Origin of the sequence: Streptomyces armeniacus, assembly GCF_003355155.1 — a bacterium.
Taxonomy (GTDB): domain Bacteria; phylum Actinomycetota; class Actinomycetes; order Streptomycetales; family Streptomycetaceae; genus Streptomyces; species Streptomyces armeniacus.
Window position 1 is genome coordinate 2,635,781 of sequence record NZ_CP031320.1, and the last position, 14,898, is coordinate 2,650,678.

General features: G+C 72.1%; 14 protein-coding genes. 12 read left to right on the forward strand and 2 right to left on the reverse strand.

Going from position 1 to position 14,898, the window contains the following annotated elements; translation table 11 throughout:
* Window positions 1–29: 29 nt before the first annotated feature.
* The 7 genes from rsmD to mutM all read left to right on the forward strand — a co-directional run bounded on the left by rsmD (window position 30) and on the right by mutM (window position 5,228).
* On the forward strand, window positions 30–626 hold the full coding sequence (gene rsmD / locus DVA86_RS11500; RefSeq protein WP_208877891.1) for a 16S rRNA (guanine(966)-N(2))-methyltransferase RsmD: 597 nt from the start codon (window positions 30–32) through the stop codon (window positions 624–626).
* 26 nt (window positions 627–652) lie between these two features.
* Window positions 653–1,132, forward strand: a complete 480-nt coding sequence (gene coaD, locus DVA86_RS11505) for a pantetheine-phosphate adenylyltransferase (RefSeq protein WP_222623313.1) — start codon at window positions 653–655, stop codon at window positions 1,130–1,132.
* A gap of 61 nt (window positions 1,133–1,193) precedes the next feature.
* Window positions 1,194–2,447: a F0F1 ATP synthase subunit B gene (locus DVA86_RS11510; protein WP_208877895.1), complete on the forward strand. Its 1,254-nt coding sequence runs from the start codon at window positions 1,194–1,196 to the stop codon at window positions 2,445–2,447.
* Window positions 2,448–2,599: 152 nt separating this feature from the next.
* On the forward strand, window positions 2,600–3,295 hold the full coding sequence (locus tag DVA86_RS11515) for a YceD family protein (protein ID WP_208877897.1): 696 nt from the start codon (window positions 2,600–2,602) through the stop codon (window positions 3,293–3,295).
* A 2-nt stretch (window positions 3,296–3,297) separates the two neighbouring features.
* Window positions 3,298–3,471, forward strand: coding sequence for a 50S ribosomal protein L32 (gene rpmF / locus DVA86_RS11520; RefSeq protein ID WP_208877899.1), 174 nt, complete (start codon window positions 3,298–3,300; stop codon window positions 3,469–3,471).
* 19 nt (window positions 3,472–3,490) lie between these two features.
* A complete protein-coding gene (rnc, locus tag DVA86_RS11525; protein ID WP_208877900.1) occupies window positions 3,491–4,285 on the forward strand; it encodes a ribonuclease III in 795 nt (264 codons plus the stop codon).
* Between the two features lie 7 nt (window positions 4,286–4,292).
* Window positions 4,293–5,228 carry a bifunctional DNA-formamidopyrimidine glycosylase/DNA-(apurinic or apyrimidinic site) lyase gene (gene mutM, locus DVA86_RS11530; RefSeq protein WP_208877902.1) on the forward strand — a complete coding sequence of 312 codons (936 nt, stop codon included), beginning with the start codon at window positions 4,293–4,295 and terminating at the stop codon, window positions 5,226–5,228.
* Here the strand turns inward: mutM and DVA86_RS11535 are convergent.
* The gene (locus DVA86_RS11535) at window positions 5,146–6,048 is read right to left on the reverse strand and encodes a CAP domain-containing protein (RefSeq protein ID WP_208877904.1); all 903 of its coding nucleotides are present in this window, start codon (window positions 6,046–6,048) and stop codon (window positions 5,146–5,148) included. The two genes, mutM and DVA86_RS11535, sit on opposite strands and share 83 nt — an antisense overlap.
* A gap of 132 nt (window positions 6,049–6,180) precedes the next feature.
* Between DVA86_RS11535 and DVA86_RS11540 the strand changes: the two genes are divergently transcribed.
* From DVA86_RS11540 to ftsY, 5 genes are all read left to right on the forward strand, one after another.
* Window positions 6,181–6,495, forward strand: a complete 315-nt coding sequence (locus DVA86_RS11540) for an acylphosphatase (protein ID WP_245996501.1) — start codon at window positions 6,181–6,183, stop codon at window positions 6,493–6,495.
* A gap of 338 nt (window positions 6,496–6,833) precedes the next feature.
* Window positions 6,834–7,043 (forward strand): hypothetical protein, encoded by a 210-nt coding sequence (locus DVA86_RS11545; protein ID WP_208877906.1) that lies wholly within the window; start codon window positions 6,834–6,836, stop codon window positions 7,041–7,043.
* Window positions 7,044–7,298: 255 nt separating this feature from the next.
* Window positions 7,299–10,862, forward strand: coding sequence for a chromosome segregation protein SMC (smc, locus tag DVA86_RS11550; RefSeq protein WP_208877908.1), 3,564 nt, complete (start codon window positions 7,299–7,301; stop codon window positions 10,860–10,862).
* Between the two features lie 230 nt (window positions 10,863–11,092).
* A complete protein-coding gene (locus DVA86_RS11555; protein WP_208877909.1) occupies window positions 11,093–12,520 on the forward strand; it encodes a sugar porter family MFS transporter in 1,428 nt (475 codons plus the stop codon).
* A 94-nt stretch (window positions 12,521–12,614) separates the two neighbouring features.
* On the forward strand, window positions 12,615–13,814 hold the full coding sequence (gene ftsY / locus DVA86_RS11560; RefSeq protein WP_208877911.1) for a signal recognition particle-docking protein FtsY: 1,200 nt from the start codon (window positions 12,615–12,617) through the stop codon (window positions 13,812–13,814).
* Window positions 13,815–13,941: 127 nt separating this feature from the next.
* Here ftsY and DVA86_RS11565 read toward each other — a convergent pair whose 3' ends face one another.
* Complete coding sequence (locus DVA86_RS11565; protein WP_208877913.1) at window positions 13,942–14,637, reverse strand: bifunctional DNA primase/polymerase; 696 nt, start codon at window positions 14,635–14,637, stop codon at window positions 13,942–13,944.
* Window positions 14,638–14,898 lie beyond the last annotated feature (261 nt).

Here is a 14,898-nt window from a genome sequence, read left to right on the forward strand (position 1 = left end):
CCGTATCCCGGACGGAGGACCCGAACCCCATGACCCGCGTGATCGCCGGTGCGGCCGGCGGACGACGGCTGGCGGTGCCGCCGGGCACCGGCACCCGGCCCACCTCGGACCGCGCCCGCGAAGGGCTGTTCTCCAGCTGGGAGTCGCAGCTGGGCGGCGCGGGCGGCTGGCGAGGGCTGCGCGTCCTGGACCTGTACGGCGGCTCCGGCGCGGTCGGCCTGGAGGCGCTGTCGCGGGGCGCGGCCCACGTCCTGCTGGTCGAGGCCGACGCCCGAGCCGCCCGGGTCATCCGGGAGAACGTCCGCGCGCTCGGCCTGCCCGGAGCCGAGGTGCGTACGGCCCGCGCGGCGCAGACGGTGCGCGGACCGGCCCCGGAGGAGCCGTACGACCTGGTGTTTCTCGATCCGCCGTACGAAGTGCCGGACGACGAGGTCCGGGAGATCCTGATCACACTCCGCTCGGAGGGGTGGTTGTCCCCCTCCGCACTCGCCACCGTGGAGCGCAGCACCAGACGGGGCGAATTCCGCTGGCCGCAGGGCTTCGAGGGGCTCCGGTCCCGTCGGTACGGGGAGGGCACGCTTTGGTACGGTCGCGCGGTCGTACGGGAAGTTACTCCCGAGTCATGAAGAGATCAGAGAGCGAGGAGACGCCAGTGCGTCGCGCGGTCTGTCCGGGATCCTTCGACCCCATCACCAATGGCCATCTCGACATCATCGGCCGTGCCTCCAAGCTCTACGACGAGGTCTGGGTCGCCGTGATGATCAACAAGTCCAAGCAGGGGCTCTTCACGGTCGACGAGCGCATCGACTTGATCCGCGAGGTCACCGCGGCGTACGGGAACGTGCACGTCGAGGCGTTCCACGGGCTCCTCGTGGACTTCTGCAAGCAGCGCGACATCCCCGCGATCGTCAAGGGACTGCGCGCCGTCAGCGACTTCGACTACGAGCTGCAGATGGCCCAGATGAACATCGGCCTCTCCGGCGTCGAGACGCTCTTCGTGCCCACCAACCCCACGTACTCCTTCCTCTCCTCCAGCCTGGTCAAGGAGGTCGCCGCCTGGGGCGGCGACGTCTCCCACCTCGTGCCGCCGCCCGTCCTCGACGAACTCGCCAAGCGGCTCGCCAAGTCCTGACCCCGCCGGGCTTCCGGCATCCGGTGTCGGCTCGCGGGCAACGGGCCGTACAGTCACACCCGTGGACGTACAGCAGAGACTCGACGAGATCGTGGCGACCATCGACGGCGCCCGCTCGATGCCCATGTCGGCCTCCTGCGTGGTGAACCGGGCCGAGCTGCTCGCGATGCTCCAGGAGGTGCGCGACGCGCTGCCCGGCTCGCTCGCGCAGGCGCAGGAACTGCTCGGCGGCCGGGAGCAGATGGTCGCCGAGGCCCAGCGGGAAGCCCAGCGGATCATCGAGGAAGCGCAGGCCGAGCGCGGCTCGCTGGTCTCCGGTACGGAGATCGCGCGCCGCAGCCAGGAGGAGTCCGACCGCATCCTGGCCGAGGCACGCCGCGAGGCGGAGGCGATCCGCGCCGAGGCCGACGAGTACGTCGACAGCAAGCTCGCCAACTTCGAGGTCGTGCTGAGCAAGACCATCGGCTCCGTCGACCGGGGCCGGGAGAAGCTGCTCGGCAGCGGCCGCGGAGCCGACCAGTACGACGAGCAGTACGCCGAGGACGCCCCGGAGCGTACGGCCGACCCGGCGGAGCTGCGGCACCGCGCGGACGCGTACGTGGACGCGCGGCTCGGCTCCGTCTCCGCGGTGCTCGCCAAGACGCTGGAGGCCGTCGGGCGCGGGCGGCAGAAGCTGCTCGGGCACGACCCGGCCGCCGACCTCGGCGCGCACATGGACGCGCAGGACGAGGCCGCCGCGGCCGGCAGGCTCACCCAGACGAGTGATGCCGACTACATGGCGGGGCTCGCCGCGGACCTTCCCGCGCAGCGCCAGGAGGCGCCCGTCCCGGCCCGGCAGGCGGCTGCCGCGCACGCCCAGCAGCCCGCCGCCCCCGCCATGCCGCCGCAGCCGGAGATGCCGCCCCAGCCACCCGCGGCCGACCCGTACTACGCGCAGCAGGCCGCACAGGGCTACGACCCGCAGCAGGCCCAGCAGGACGCGTACTACGCACAGCAGCAGCAGGACGCGTACCAGGACGCCTACTACGCCCAGCAGCTCCAGGCCCAGCAGGACGCGTACTACGCGCAGCAGGCCGCCGTGCAGGGCTACGACCCGCAGGCGCAGCAGGCCCAGGCCCAGGCCCAGCAGGCGTACGACCAGCAGGTCCAGCAGCAACAGCAGCAGGACTACGGCCAGCCGTACTACCCGGACCAGCAGCCCCAGCCGCAGCAGCAGCCCGCCGCCGCGCTCGACGAGACCAGCCTCTTCGACACCAGCATGATCGACCTGAATCAGGTGCGGCAGTACGAGGAGCGGTACGACCAGGGCCGCTGACCTTCCGCTGACCCTCCGACGACTGCCTCCCGGGCCTCCGCCGACCTGCCCGTACGGCCGCCCCGCGGCGCCGCGGGCGGTGCTCCGGCACCGGATTGGGTCAGCGGCGGGCAGTCCAGTATCCTGACTGTTCGGTCGCGGCCACGTTCGCGATGCGCGCTGCCCGGACAGCGTCCCGGCAGCCACGTGACACCCGTAGAAAGCAGGAAGCCCTGAACGCCCCCCTCGACCACCGTGCCCCTCTCGTGTTCGACACACGCGAGCTGGGGAGGCGGCCTGGTGCGATGAAGCGGCTTTCGCGCACGGTGCCGGCGCCGAAGGACCTCGGCGTCGAGTTCATCGGGGTGCCGGAGGGCGCGACCGTGGAGCTTGACCTCCGCCTGGAGTCGGTCATGGAAGGTGTGCTCGTCACGGGCACCGGCCGTGCACCGCTGCGGGGGGAGTGCGTAAGGTGTCTGGAACCGCTGGAGCAGGAATGCGAAGCGGAATTCCAGGAGATGTTCTCCTACCCCGACGCCGACGCCCGGAGCCGCCCGACAGCGGACACCGGCGACGACGCCGAGGAGGAGGACACGCTCTTCCTCGAGGCCGATCTTTTCGACCTCGAGCCCGTGCTGCGGGACGCGGTGGTGCTGTCGCTTCCGCTGCAGCCGGTGTGCCGGGAGGACTGTCCGGGCCTGTGCCCCGAGTGCGGGGCGCGGCTGGCGGACGATCCGGACCACCGGCACGACGAGGCCGTCGACATCCGTTGGGCGGCACTGCAGGAACTCGCCGGGACCATCCCGGACGGCGAGAAGGACGATCAGGGCGGCGCCGGACCGGACGCCGACGAGAAGCAGGAGAAGTAGCCGTGGCTGTTCCGAAGCGGAAGATGTCGCGCAGCAACACGCGCCACCGCCGGTCGCAGTGGAAGGCTGCGGTCCCCAACCTGGTGAAGTGCGAGCGCTGCCAGGAGCCGAAGCTCCAGCACATCGCGTGCCCGAACTGCGGCACCTACAACAAGCGTCAGGTCCTCGAGGTCTGATCGGCGGGTGACACGCTCCATGTCAGACGCCACCACGCCTGGTACGCCACCCCGCCCCAGCGAGGTTGCACCGGCGGCATCGGCGGACCTGGTGGACGCGGCCTCGTCCCACACGCTTCTGGAAGGGCGGCTCGGGTACCAGCTCGAGTCCGCCCTTCTGGTGCGTGCGCTGACACATCGCTCGTTCGCGTACGAGAACGGCGGGCTGCCCACCAACGAGCGACTCGAATTCCTCGGGGACTCCGTCCTCGGGCTGGTCGTCACGGACACGCTCTACCGCATCCACCCCGATCTCCCCGAGGGCCAGCTCGCCAAGTTGCGCGCCGCGGTCGTCAACTCCCGCGCGCTCGCCGAGGTCGCCCGCGGCCTCGACCTGGGCGCCTTCATCCGGCTGGGCCGGGGCGAAGAGGGCACGGGCGGGCGCGACAAGGCGTCGATCCTCGCGGACACGCTGGAGGCGGTGATCGGCGCGGTCTATCTCGACCAGGGCCTCGACGCCGCCTCGGAACTGGTGCACCGGCTCTTCGACCCGCTCATCGAGAAGTCGTCCAGCCTGGGCGCCGGCCTGGACTGGAAGACCAGCCTCCAGGAGCTCACGGCCGCCGAGGCGCTGGGAGTTCCCGAGTACGTGGTCACCGAGACCGGCCCCGACCACGAGAAGATCTTCACGGCTGCAGCCCGCGTCGGTGGTGTCGCGTACGGCACCGGCACCGGCCGTAGCAAGAAGGAAGCGGAACAGCAGGCGGCGGAGGCGGCGTACCGCGGTATCCGTGCCGACGCGACCGGCACGTCCGGTGACACGGTGGACGCCTGAGTCCGCCGTGCCCGAGCTGCCCGAAGTGGAAGTGGTGCGGCGCGGTCTGGAGCGCTGGGTCAGCGGCCGTACGGTCGACCGGGTCGAGGTGCTGCACCCGCGCGCCGTACGCCGCCACACCGCAGGGGCGCCGGACTTCGCCGCGGGGCTGGACGGGCATCCGTTCGGCCCCGCGCGGCGCCGCGGCAAGTACCTGTGGCTGCCGCTGGCCGACACGGGCGCGTCCGTGCTGGCGCACCTGGGGATGAGCGGGCAGCTGCTCGTCCAGCCGGAGTCGGCCCCGGACGAGAAGCACCTGCGCATCCGGATCGGCTTCGCCGACGCGGAGGGCACCGAGCTGCGCTTCGTGGACCAACGCACGTTCGGTGGGCTCTCGTTGCACCCGGAAATGCCCGGGAGTGACGAAGGGCTGCCGGACGTGATCGCCCACATCGCCCGGGACCCGCTCGACCCCGCCTTCGACGAGGCGGCCTTCCACGCCGCGCTGCGCCGCCGCCGTACGACCGTCAAGCGGGCGCTCCTCGACCAGTCGCTGATCAGCGGCGTCGGGAACATCTACGCCGACGAGGCCCTCTGGCGCGCACGGCTGCACTACGAACGCCCCACGGCCACGCTCACCCGCGCCCGCAGCACCGAACTGCTGGCCCACGTCAGGGACGTGCTCTCGGCGGCGCTGGCCGTCGGCGGCACCAGCTTCGACAGCCTCTACGTGAACGTGAACGGCGAGTCCGGCTACTTCGCGCGCTCCCTGGACGCGTACGGGCGCGAGGACGAGCCCTGCCGCCGGTGCGGCACACCGATGCGCCGCCGCCCGTGGATGAACCGCTCCAGCTACTACTGCCCGCGCTGCCAGCGTCCGTTCAGAAGCCGAAGTTCTGCGTCCACCACGGACCGCCCTCGGCGAAGTGAGCGCCCACACCCATCGTCCGGTAGTCGCAGTTGAGAATGTTCGCGCGGTGGCCGGGGCTGTCCATCCAGGAGTCCATCACCGACTGGGCGTTGGCCTGTCCGCGGGCTATGTTCTCGCCGCCCAGATTGAGTATCCCCGCGGACTTGGCGCGGTCCCAGGGGCTCTTGCCGTCCGGGGTGTTGTGCGAGAAGAAGCCCCGTACGGCCATGTCCACGCTGTAGTCCCCGGCGAACTCCGCCAGCTTCGCGTCGGCGCGCACCGGCTCGCAGCCCTTCTGGGCGCGCTCCTGGTTGACCAGCTTGAGCACCTGCGCCTCGGCGGCCGCCTCCTCGCCGGAGCCACCGGACGGCTTGTCGTCGCGGGGCGTACTCGGCTTCTCCGGCGTCGTACCGCCGTCGCCGCTCTTGTCGTCGCCACTGCTTCCGCCGCCGGGTCTGGACTTCTCCGGCGACGGGGTGGGCTTGGCCGAGGACTTGTCCTCCTCCGGCGACTTCGTGGGCTTGGCGGAAGGTGAACGGTCCCGCTTCGCGTCGTCGCCCGGCGTACCGGAGCCGGTGGCCGAGGGCGCCGGCTCGGACGGGCTGCCCTGCGTCGCGAGGTCCGAGGGCCCGTCGGCGCGCACCCGCTCGCCGGGGTCGCGCGAGTCGCCCACGGTGTAGCCGCCGCCGGGGCCCGGGATCAGCCCGGACGCGACGGCCACCGCGCCCATCGCGACCGCCGCCGAAGCGCCCAGCAGCCCGGTCCGTACGGGTGCCGCGCTCCGCTTGCGGTGCGTGCCACGGTGCCGCCCGCCCTCCGGGGTGTGGACGAGGGGCTCGGAAGGTGCGGGGGTGGCGCGGCGATGGCGGCCCATCTCGGCACTCCTCAGATGCTCGGCAGCGGAGGCTCTCACCCGTACGAGTGATTCCGTTTGACGCCGGAGACTACGGCATCGAGGGGGAACTCCACGTGCCCGTTGAGGAATTGTCCGGATACGGTGCCTCCCATGTCTGCGAGTACGAGCCCCGGCACACCGGGAAGCGATCAGCACGTCCGGATGACGGCATGGGTGCGCGGGCGCGTCCAGGGCGTCGGCTTCCGCTGGTTCACGCGCGCCACCGCGCTGCGCCTCGGCGGCCTGGAGGGCTTCGCCACCAACCTCGGCGACGGCCGGGTGCAGGTCGTGGCCGAGGGCACGCGGGCGCGGTGTGACGAACTCCTCGACTGGCTGCGTACGGGCGACACGCCAGGGCGGGTCGACGGCGTCACGGAGATCTGGGACGCGCCCCGGGGTGGTTACGACGGGTTCGAGATCCGCTGACGGGCGGCTGATCGGCCGGTGACCAGCAGCTGATCGGCCCGTGTCAGGGAACTGGTTGCCAATTCCGGCCGGCCGTGCAAGGCTGCCGACACAAGTGATCGACAACGCCCCCGCGGGCGGCACACTCCGGCGATCCGAACCGCCGTCGAGACAGGGCCGCCCGGGCGACCGGGGCGTGATCGTGTTGACCGTCCATCCATTTGGTGAGACGCTTTGAGCACCCCGCGCACCTTGAAGGTCTGCTTTCGAGAAGGACGTACGGAGCAGGCACCGCGGGTGCGAATCCCTCACGACCCACACCGCTACGGTCGGTCACTCATTGTGGAGGACCATCCATCATGGCAAAGGCGCTTCTCGGTTACGTCGGCGGCTCCGACCCCCGAGTCCTCGCCGAGATGCGACGGCTTCAGCAGCGCGTCCAGGACCTCGAATCCGAGCTCGTACGGATCCAGTCCGAGAACGACGCGCTGTCGGCTGCCGCAGCACGGCACAGCGACTCGCTGCTCGAAAGCATCGACGTATCCACAGCGGAGCCTGCTCTGACCTGATCTCGCCCTACCGGGCCGGTCAGGTGTTCGCAACGCCAACCGCTCAGAACCTCAAGGGACGCCTCGGCGTCCCTTCGTCGTTTCCGCTCCCGGGTTTCCCCTACCGCCGCCTTTGCCTACAGTCCGTCCCCGCGCTGCTTACCGTCTGATGTGCCCGGCACTCTCTGTGCCGAAACCCAAAAGAACGCCCGGCGCGCGGGGTCACCGAACGCGAGGGCGGCGGCGGCCCGGGGGCGCGAGGTAGAGTCCGACGGCGTGCACCTCAAGAGCCTGACCCTGCGGGGGTTCAAGTCCTTCGCCTCTGCCACCACGCTGCGCTTCGAGCCCGGCATCACGTGCGTGGTCGGGCCGAACGGCTCCGGCAAGTCCAACGTGGTCGACGCCCTGTCCTGGGTCATGGGCGAGCAGGGTGCCAAGTCGCTGCGCGGCGGCAAGATGGAGGACGTCATCTTCGCCGGCACGACGGGCCGCCCGCCGCTCGGCCGCGCCGAGGTCTCGCTCACCATCGACAACGCCGACGGCGCGCTGCCCATCGACTACGCCGAGGTCACCATCACCCGGATCATGTTCCGGAACGGCGGCAGCGAGTATCAGCTCAACGGCGACACCTGCCGGCTCCTCGACATCCAGGAGCTGCTCTCCGACTCCGGCATCGGCCGCGAGATGCACGTCATCGTCGGCCAGGGCCAGCTGGACTCCGTACTGCACGCCGACCCGATGGGCCGCCGCGCCTTCATCGAGGAGGCGGCCGGGGTGCTCAAGCACCGCAAGCGCAAGGAGAAGGCGCTGCGGAAGCTCGACGCGATGCAGGCGAACCTCGCACGCGTCCAGGACCTGACCGACGAACTGCGCCGCCAGCTGAAGCCGCTCGGCCGGCAGGCCGCCGTCGCCCGCCGGGCCCAGGTGATCCAGGCCGATCTGCGGGACGCGCGGCTGCGCCTGGTCGCGGACGACCTCGTGGCGCTGCGGGAGGCGCTGAAGGCGGAGGTCGCCGACGAGGCGGCGCTGAAGGAGCGCAAGGAGGCCGCCGAGGCCCAGCTGAAGGCGGCGCTCCAGCGGGAGGCCGATCTCGAGCAGCAGGTACGGACGCTGACGCCGCGGCTGCAGCGGGCGCAGCAGACGTGGTACGAGCTCTCCCAGCTCGCGGAGCGCGTACGCGGCACCGTCAGCCTCGCGGACGCGCGCGTGAAGAGCGCCAACGCGCAGCCCGAGGAGGAGCGGCGCGGGCGCGACCCCGAGGACATGGAACGCGAGGCGGCGCGCGTACGCGAGCAGGAAGCGGAACTGGAGGCCGCGATCGAGGCGGCCTCGCGGGCACTGGACGACACCGTGTCCCACCGCGCCGAACTGGAGCGCCGGCTGCAGGACGAGGAGCGCCGTCTGAAGGACGCGGCACGCGCCATCGCCGAGCGCCGCGAGAGCCTGGCGCGGCTCCAGGGGCAGGCCAACGCGGCCCGCAGCCGGGCCGGTTCGGCGCAGTCCGAGATCGACCGGCTGACGGCGAGCCGCGAGGACGCGGAGCAGCGGTCCGCCGCGGCGCAGCAGGAGTACGAGGCGCTGCAGGCCGAGGTCGACGGACTGGACGCGGGCGATGAGGAGCTGGCCGGGCAGCACGAGGCCGCCAAGCGCGAACTGGCCGAGGCGGAGACCGCCCTGGCCGCCGCGAGCGAGGCGGCCACCACGGCCGAACGCGAACGGGCCGCCACCTCCGCCCGGCACGACGCGCTGGCCCTGGGCCTGCGCCGCAAGGACGGCACCGACGCGCTGCTCGGCGCCCGCGACCGGCTCACCGGCCTGCTCGGCCCGGCGGCCGAACTGCTCACGGTGACACCGGGATACGAGGTCCCCGTCGCCGCCGCGCTGGGCGCCGCCGCCGACGCCCTCGCGGTGGCCGACCCGGGCACCGCGGCCGACGCGCTGCGCCTCCTGCGCAAGCACGACGCGGGGCGCGCGGCGCTGCTGCTGGGCGGCGCGCCCGACGACGGTGCGTCCGAGGACGCCGTACGGGCGGACGGGCGGCGCGCGGCGAGCGAACTGGTGGACGGGCCCGCGTCGCTGCTGCCCGCCGTACGCAGGCTGCTGCGCGGCGTCGTCCTCGTCGGCACGCTGGAGGACGCGGAGCAACTCGTCGCCGCCGAGCCCCGGCTCGTGGCCGTCACCGCCGAAGGCGACCTGCTCGGCGTCCACTTCGCGCAGGGCGGCTCGGCGGGCGCGCCCAGCATGCTGGAGGCGCAGGCGGCCGTCGACGAGGCCGCCGCCGAGCTGGAGGAGCTGGCCGTCCGCTGCGAGGACACCGCGCGCGGTCGTGAGGAGGCGAAGGAGCGGCGCCGTGCCGCCGCCGCGCTGGTCGAGGAGCTGGGCGCGCGGCGCAGCGTCGCGGACCGGGAGAAGTCGCAGGTGGCCGGCCAGCTGGGGCGCCTCGGCGGCCAGGCCCGCGCGGCGGCGGGCGAGGCGGAACGGTCGGCCGCGGCCGTGGCCAGGGCCGAGGAGGCGCTCGTACGGGCCACCGAGGAGGCCGAGGAGCTGGCCGAGCGGCTCGCCGTGGCGGAGGAGGCGCAGGAGGACGAGGCGGAGCCGGACACCGCCGAACGGGACCGGCTCGCGGCCGACGGTGCGAACGCGCGGCAGACGGAGATGGAGGCGCGCCTTCAGGTCCGTACGCACGAGGAGCGGGCCAAGGGCCTGGCCGGGCGGGCGGATTCGCTGGACCGCGGGGCGCGCGCCGAACGCGAGGCGCGGGCGCGCGCGGAGCGGCGGCGCGCCCGTATGCGCCACGAGGCGGAGGTCGCGGCGGCGGTGGCGAACGGCACGCGGCAGCTGCTGGCGCACGTCGAGGCGTCGCTGCTGCGGGCGGAGGAGGAACGGGAGCGGGCCGAGGAGGCCAAGTCCGAGCGCGAGCGGGCGCTGGTCGCCGAGCGCAACCAGGGCCGCGAGCTCAAGGACGAGCTGGACAAGCTCACCGACTCCGTGCACCGCGGCGAGGTGCTGGGCGCGGAGAAGCGGCTCCGGATCGAGCAGCTGGAGACGAAGGCGCTGGAGGAGCTGGGCGTCGAACCGGCCGGTCTCATCAGCGAGTACGGCCCGGACCAGCCGGTGCCGCCGTCGCCGCCCGCCGAGGGCGAGGAGCTTCCGGAGGACCCGGAGCACCCGCGCAACCAGCCGGTGCCGTTCGTACGGGCGGAGCAGGAGAAGCGGCTGAAGGCGGCCGAGCGCGCGTACCAGAAGCTGGGGAAGATCAACCCGCTGGCGCTGGAGGAGTTCGCGGCGCTGGAGGAGCGGCACCAGTTCCTCAGCGAGCAGCTGGAGGATCTGAAGAAGACCCGGGCGGACCTCCTCCAGGTGGTGAAGGAGGTCGACGAGCGGGTCGAGCAGGTCTTCACGCAGGCGTACCACGACACGGCGCGCGAGTTCGAGGGCGTCTTCTCCCGGCTGTTCCCCGGCGGCGAGGGCCGGCTGGTCCTCACCGAGCCCGACGACATGCTGACGACCGGCGTCGACGTGGAGGCGCGCCCGCCGGGCAAGAAGGTCAAGCGGCTGTCGCTGCTGTCCGGCGGGGAGCGGTCGCTGACCGCCGTGGCGCTGCTGGTGTCGATCTTCAAGGCGCGGCCGAGCCCGTTCTATGTGATGGACGAGGTCGAGGCGGCGCTGGACGACACCAACCTGCAGCGGCTGATCAGGATCATGGAGGAGCTCAAGGACAGCTCCCAGCTCATCGTCATCACGCACCAGAAGCGGACGATGGAGGTCGGGGACGCGCTGTACGGGGTCTCCATGCAGGGCGACGGCGTCTCGAAGGTCATCAGCCAGCGGCTGAACTGATACCGCTCAGCTTCACTGAATGAACACAACCTGTAGGCGCGCGGGTGGCGTGGGTCTCGAGATGGGTCACGTTCAGCTATTGACTTAGAAACTTGAAGGAATAGTCTCTGCAACGTCGCTTTTACCTTCAACTGGTGACGGGCTGGCCAGGAGTGGCGCTCCGCCTCCACCAAGCGGAGGTGACACACACCCCCACCCCGGCGCCGCTGCCGGGCACCGCAGGAGCACTCTTGACCAGCACCACACCACTGGAGCCGGAGGCCGCCCGTGCCGCCCGGCCGCAGCAGCTCAGCCACGTCGTGTTCATCGCCGCCGCCGCGGCCATGGGCGGCTTCCTCTTCGGCTATGACAGCTCCGTCATCAACGGCGCCGTCGAGGCCATCCGGCACCGCTACGACGTCGGTTCGGAGGCACTGGCCCAGGTGATCGCGGCCGCCCTGATCGGCTGCGCCGCCGGCGCCGCGACCGCGGGCCGGCTCGCCGATCGCGTGGGGCGCATCCGCGTGATGCAGCTCGCCTCCGTGCTCTTCACCATCAGCGCGATCGGCTCCGCCCTGCCCTTCTCGCTCTGGGACCTCGCCATGTGGCGCGTCCTGGGCGGCGTCGCCATCGGCATGGCCTCGGTGATCGCGCCGGCGTACATCGCGGAGGTCGCCCCCGCCGCGTACCGCGGCCGTCTCGCCTCCTTCCAGCAGGCCGCCATCGTCATCGGCATCGCCGTCTCACAGCTCGTCAACTGGGGCATCCTCAACCTCGCCGACGGCGACCAGCGCGGCACCATCGCCGGCCTGGAGGCGTGGCAGTGGATGCTCGGCGTGATGGTCGTGCCCGCCGTGCTGTACGGGCTGCTGTCGTTCGCCATACCGGAGTCGCCCCGCTACCTCATCGCCGCCGGGCGCACCACCGAGGCCAAGCGGGTGCTCGCCGAGGTGGAGGGCACCGGGCAGGACCCCGACGCGCGGGTGGCCGAGATCGAGCGCGCGATGAACAGCGAGCACAAGCCGACGATCCGGGACCTGCTGAGCAGCCGCTACGGGCTGCTGCCGGTCGTCTGGATCGGCATCGGGCTCTCCGTCTTCCAGCAGCTCGTCGGCATCAACGTGATCTTCTACTACAGCGCGTCGCTGTGGCAGTCCGTCGGCATCGACCCGTCCGGCTCGTTCTTCTACAGCTTCACGACGTCGATCATCAACATCGTCGGCACCGTCATCGCGGTGCTCCTCGTGGACCGGATCGGCCGCAAGCCGCTCGTCCTCGTCGGCTCGGTGGGCATGGCGGTGTCACTCGGGCTCGCGGCGTGGGCCTTCTCGTACAAGACCGGGACCGGCACCGACATCTCGCTGCCGACGCTGCAGGGCAACGTCGCGCTCATCGCCGCCCACGCCTTCGTGCTCTTCTTCGCCCTGTCCTGGGGCGTGGTCGTCTGGGTGCTCCTGGGCGAGATGTTCCCGAACCGCATCCGCGCCGCCGCCCTCGGCGTCGCCGCCGCGGCGCAGTGGGTCGCCAACTGGCTGATCACCGTGAGCTTCCCGAGCCTGTCGGACTGGAACCTCTCGGGCGCGTACGTGATCTACACGGTCTTCGCCGTGCTCTCGATCCCCTTCATCCTCAAGTGGGTGCCGGAGACGAAGGGCAAGGCGTTGGAGGAGATGGGCTAATTCCCCGCCGTCCACTCCTCGGCACGGATACTGCCCCGGCTCACCCCGAGCCGGGGCAGTACGCGCGTCGGGCACTGGAATACTGGGCCGCGTTATGGAAATCGTCATCCTTGCTGTAGTCATCGCCGTGGTCGCGTTCCTCGCGATCTGCGGGCTCGTGATCACCGGTCGCAGGAAGAAGACCAGGGAATCCCGCGCCGCAGCCACGCCCGCCGCCACCACCACCGCGCCGCCCGCCGAGCCCCAAGTCGGCGAGGACGCGGAAACCGCGCTGGAAGAGCCGCGCAGAACGATCGAAGAGGTCGGCCTGCCGGACACCGAGACCGCCCCCGCCCCCGCGGCGCCCGAGATCGAGATCCCGGAGCCGTCCGCCGGCCGTCTCGTACGGCTCCGGGCGCGCCTCTCGCGCTCGCAGAACTCGCTGGGCAAGGGCCTGCTCACGCTGCTCTCCCGGGAGCGCCTGGACGAGGAGACCTGGGAGGAGATCGAGGACACCCTGCTCACCGCCGACGTCGGCGTCGCCCCCACGCAGGAGCTGGTGGAGGCGCTGCGGGAGCGCGTACGGGTGCTCGGCACGCGTACGCCCGAGGAGCTGCGCACGCTGCTCCGCGAGGAGCTGCTCAAGCTCGTCGGGCCGGACCTCGACCGGACCGTGCACACCGAGACCCGCGGCGCCGTGGACCGGCCCGGGATCGTGCTCGTCGTCGGCGTCAACGGCACCGGCAAGACCACCACCACCGGCAAGCTCGGCCGGGTGCTCGTCGCCGACGGCAAGTCCGTCGTCCTGGGCGCCGCGGACACCTTCCGCGCCGCCGCCGCCGACCAGCTGCAGACGTGGGGCGAGCGGGTGGGCGCCCGTACGGTACGCGGACCGGAGGGCGGTGATCCGGCGTCCGTCGCGTTCGAGGCGGTCAAGGAGGGCACCGACGCGAGCGCCGACGTCGTACTGATCGACACCGCCGGCCGGCTGCACACCAAGACCGGCCTGATGGACGAGCTCGGCAAGGTCAAGCGCGTCGTGGAGAAGCACGGCCCGGTGGACGAGGTGCTGCTGGTGCTGGACGCCACGACCGGGCAGAACGGGCTGGTGCAGGCACGGGTGTTCGCGGAGGTCGTGGACATCACCGGAATCGTGCTGACCAAGCTGGACGGCACCGCCAAGGGCGGCATCGTCGTGGCCGTGCAGCGCGAACTGGGCGTGCCGGTCAAGCTGGTGGGCCTCGGCGAGGGCGCCGACGATCTGGCGCCGTTCGAACCGGCGGCCTTCGTGGACGCGTTGATCGACGGGGAGTGAACGCGCGGCGGACGGCGCGGCGGCATCCCGGCCGCGCCCCGCGCGCGGGCTTACGGCGGGGCGTACGGCGTCGGGATGCGCGGCGGGCGTACGGCGCGGGTGTGCGGAAGGGCGTACGGCGTGCGGTTCAGGCCGCCGAGCGGTGGCACACGTACGCGAGCGTGCCCAGCAGCAGCCGTGCCTCCGGCGGATGGGCCGCGCCCTCCAGGGTCGGCGGCCGCAGCCAGTGCACCGGGCCGAGCCCGCCGAGGTCGGACGGCGGCGCCGTGATGTGGTCGCCGGGGCCGAGCCCTCGCAGGTCGAGGCGCGAGTCGTCCCAGCCCATGCGGTAGAGCAGCCGGGGGAGTTCGGCGGCGGCGCCCGGCGCCACCAGGAACCACGCGCGGCCGTGCGGAGTGGCCGCGACCGGGCCCAGCGGCAGGCCCATGCGCTCCAGCCGCGCGAGGGCGTGCCGGCCTGCGGCCTCGGACACCTCGATGACGTCGAACGTACGCCCCGCGGGCAGCAGCAGCGCCGCGCCCGGCACCTGCGACCAGGCGGCGGAGGCCTCGTCCAGGGTGGCGCCCGCGGGCACCTCCAGCGACGGGTCCAGCGGGTGTGCGCCCGGCGCGGCACAGTCGTCCACGCCGCACGAGCAGCGCGTACGTCCGCCGGTGCGCGCCGCGCGTGCGCCCGGCACCACGGACCAGCCCCACAGGCCGGCGTACTCCGCGACGGCCGTGCACTCCGACGCCCGGCTGCGCCGCCGGGAGCCGGGGCGCAGCTCGCGGAGCTCCCGGATGTCCCGGATGCCACTGCCGAGGGCGCCGATCGTGAACCCCATGTTTCCTCCAACGGGTCCCACATGCCGATGGTTACGACCAGACTGCGGACAGTGACTGCCCGAGCTCAACCGTGCTGCTCGTCCCCGGTGTCAAGTCAATCGTGGGATGCTGTCGAAAGGTTCATTCGATGGGGTGGCGAATGGTGGCGATTCTGAAAACGGCCTCGCGCGGCGGGTGATCGTGGGGTTACTTTCGGTACACACAGCGGCGAGAAGCCCAGCGCACGCGTATGCCGGAGGCAACACGCGGGGCGGGGCCGG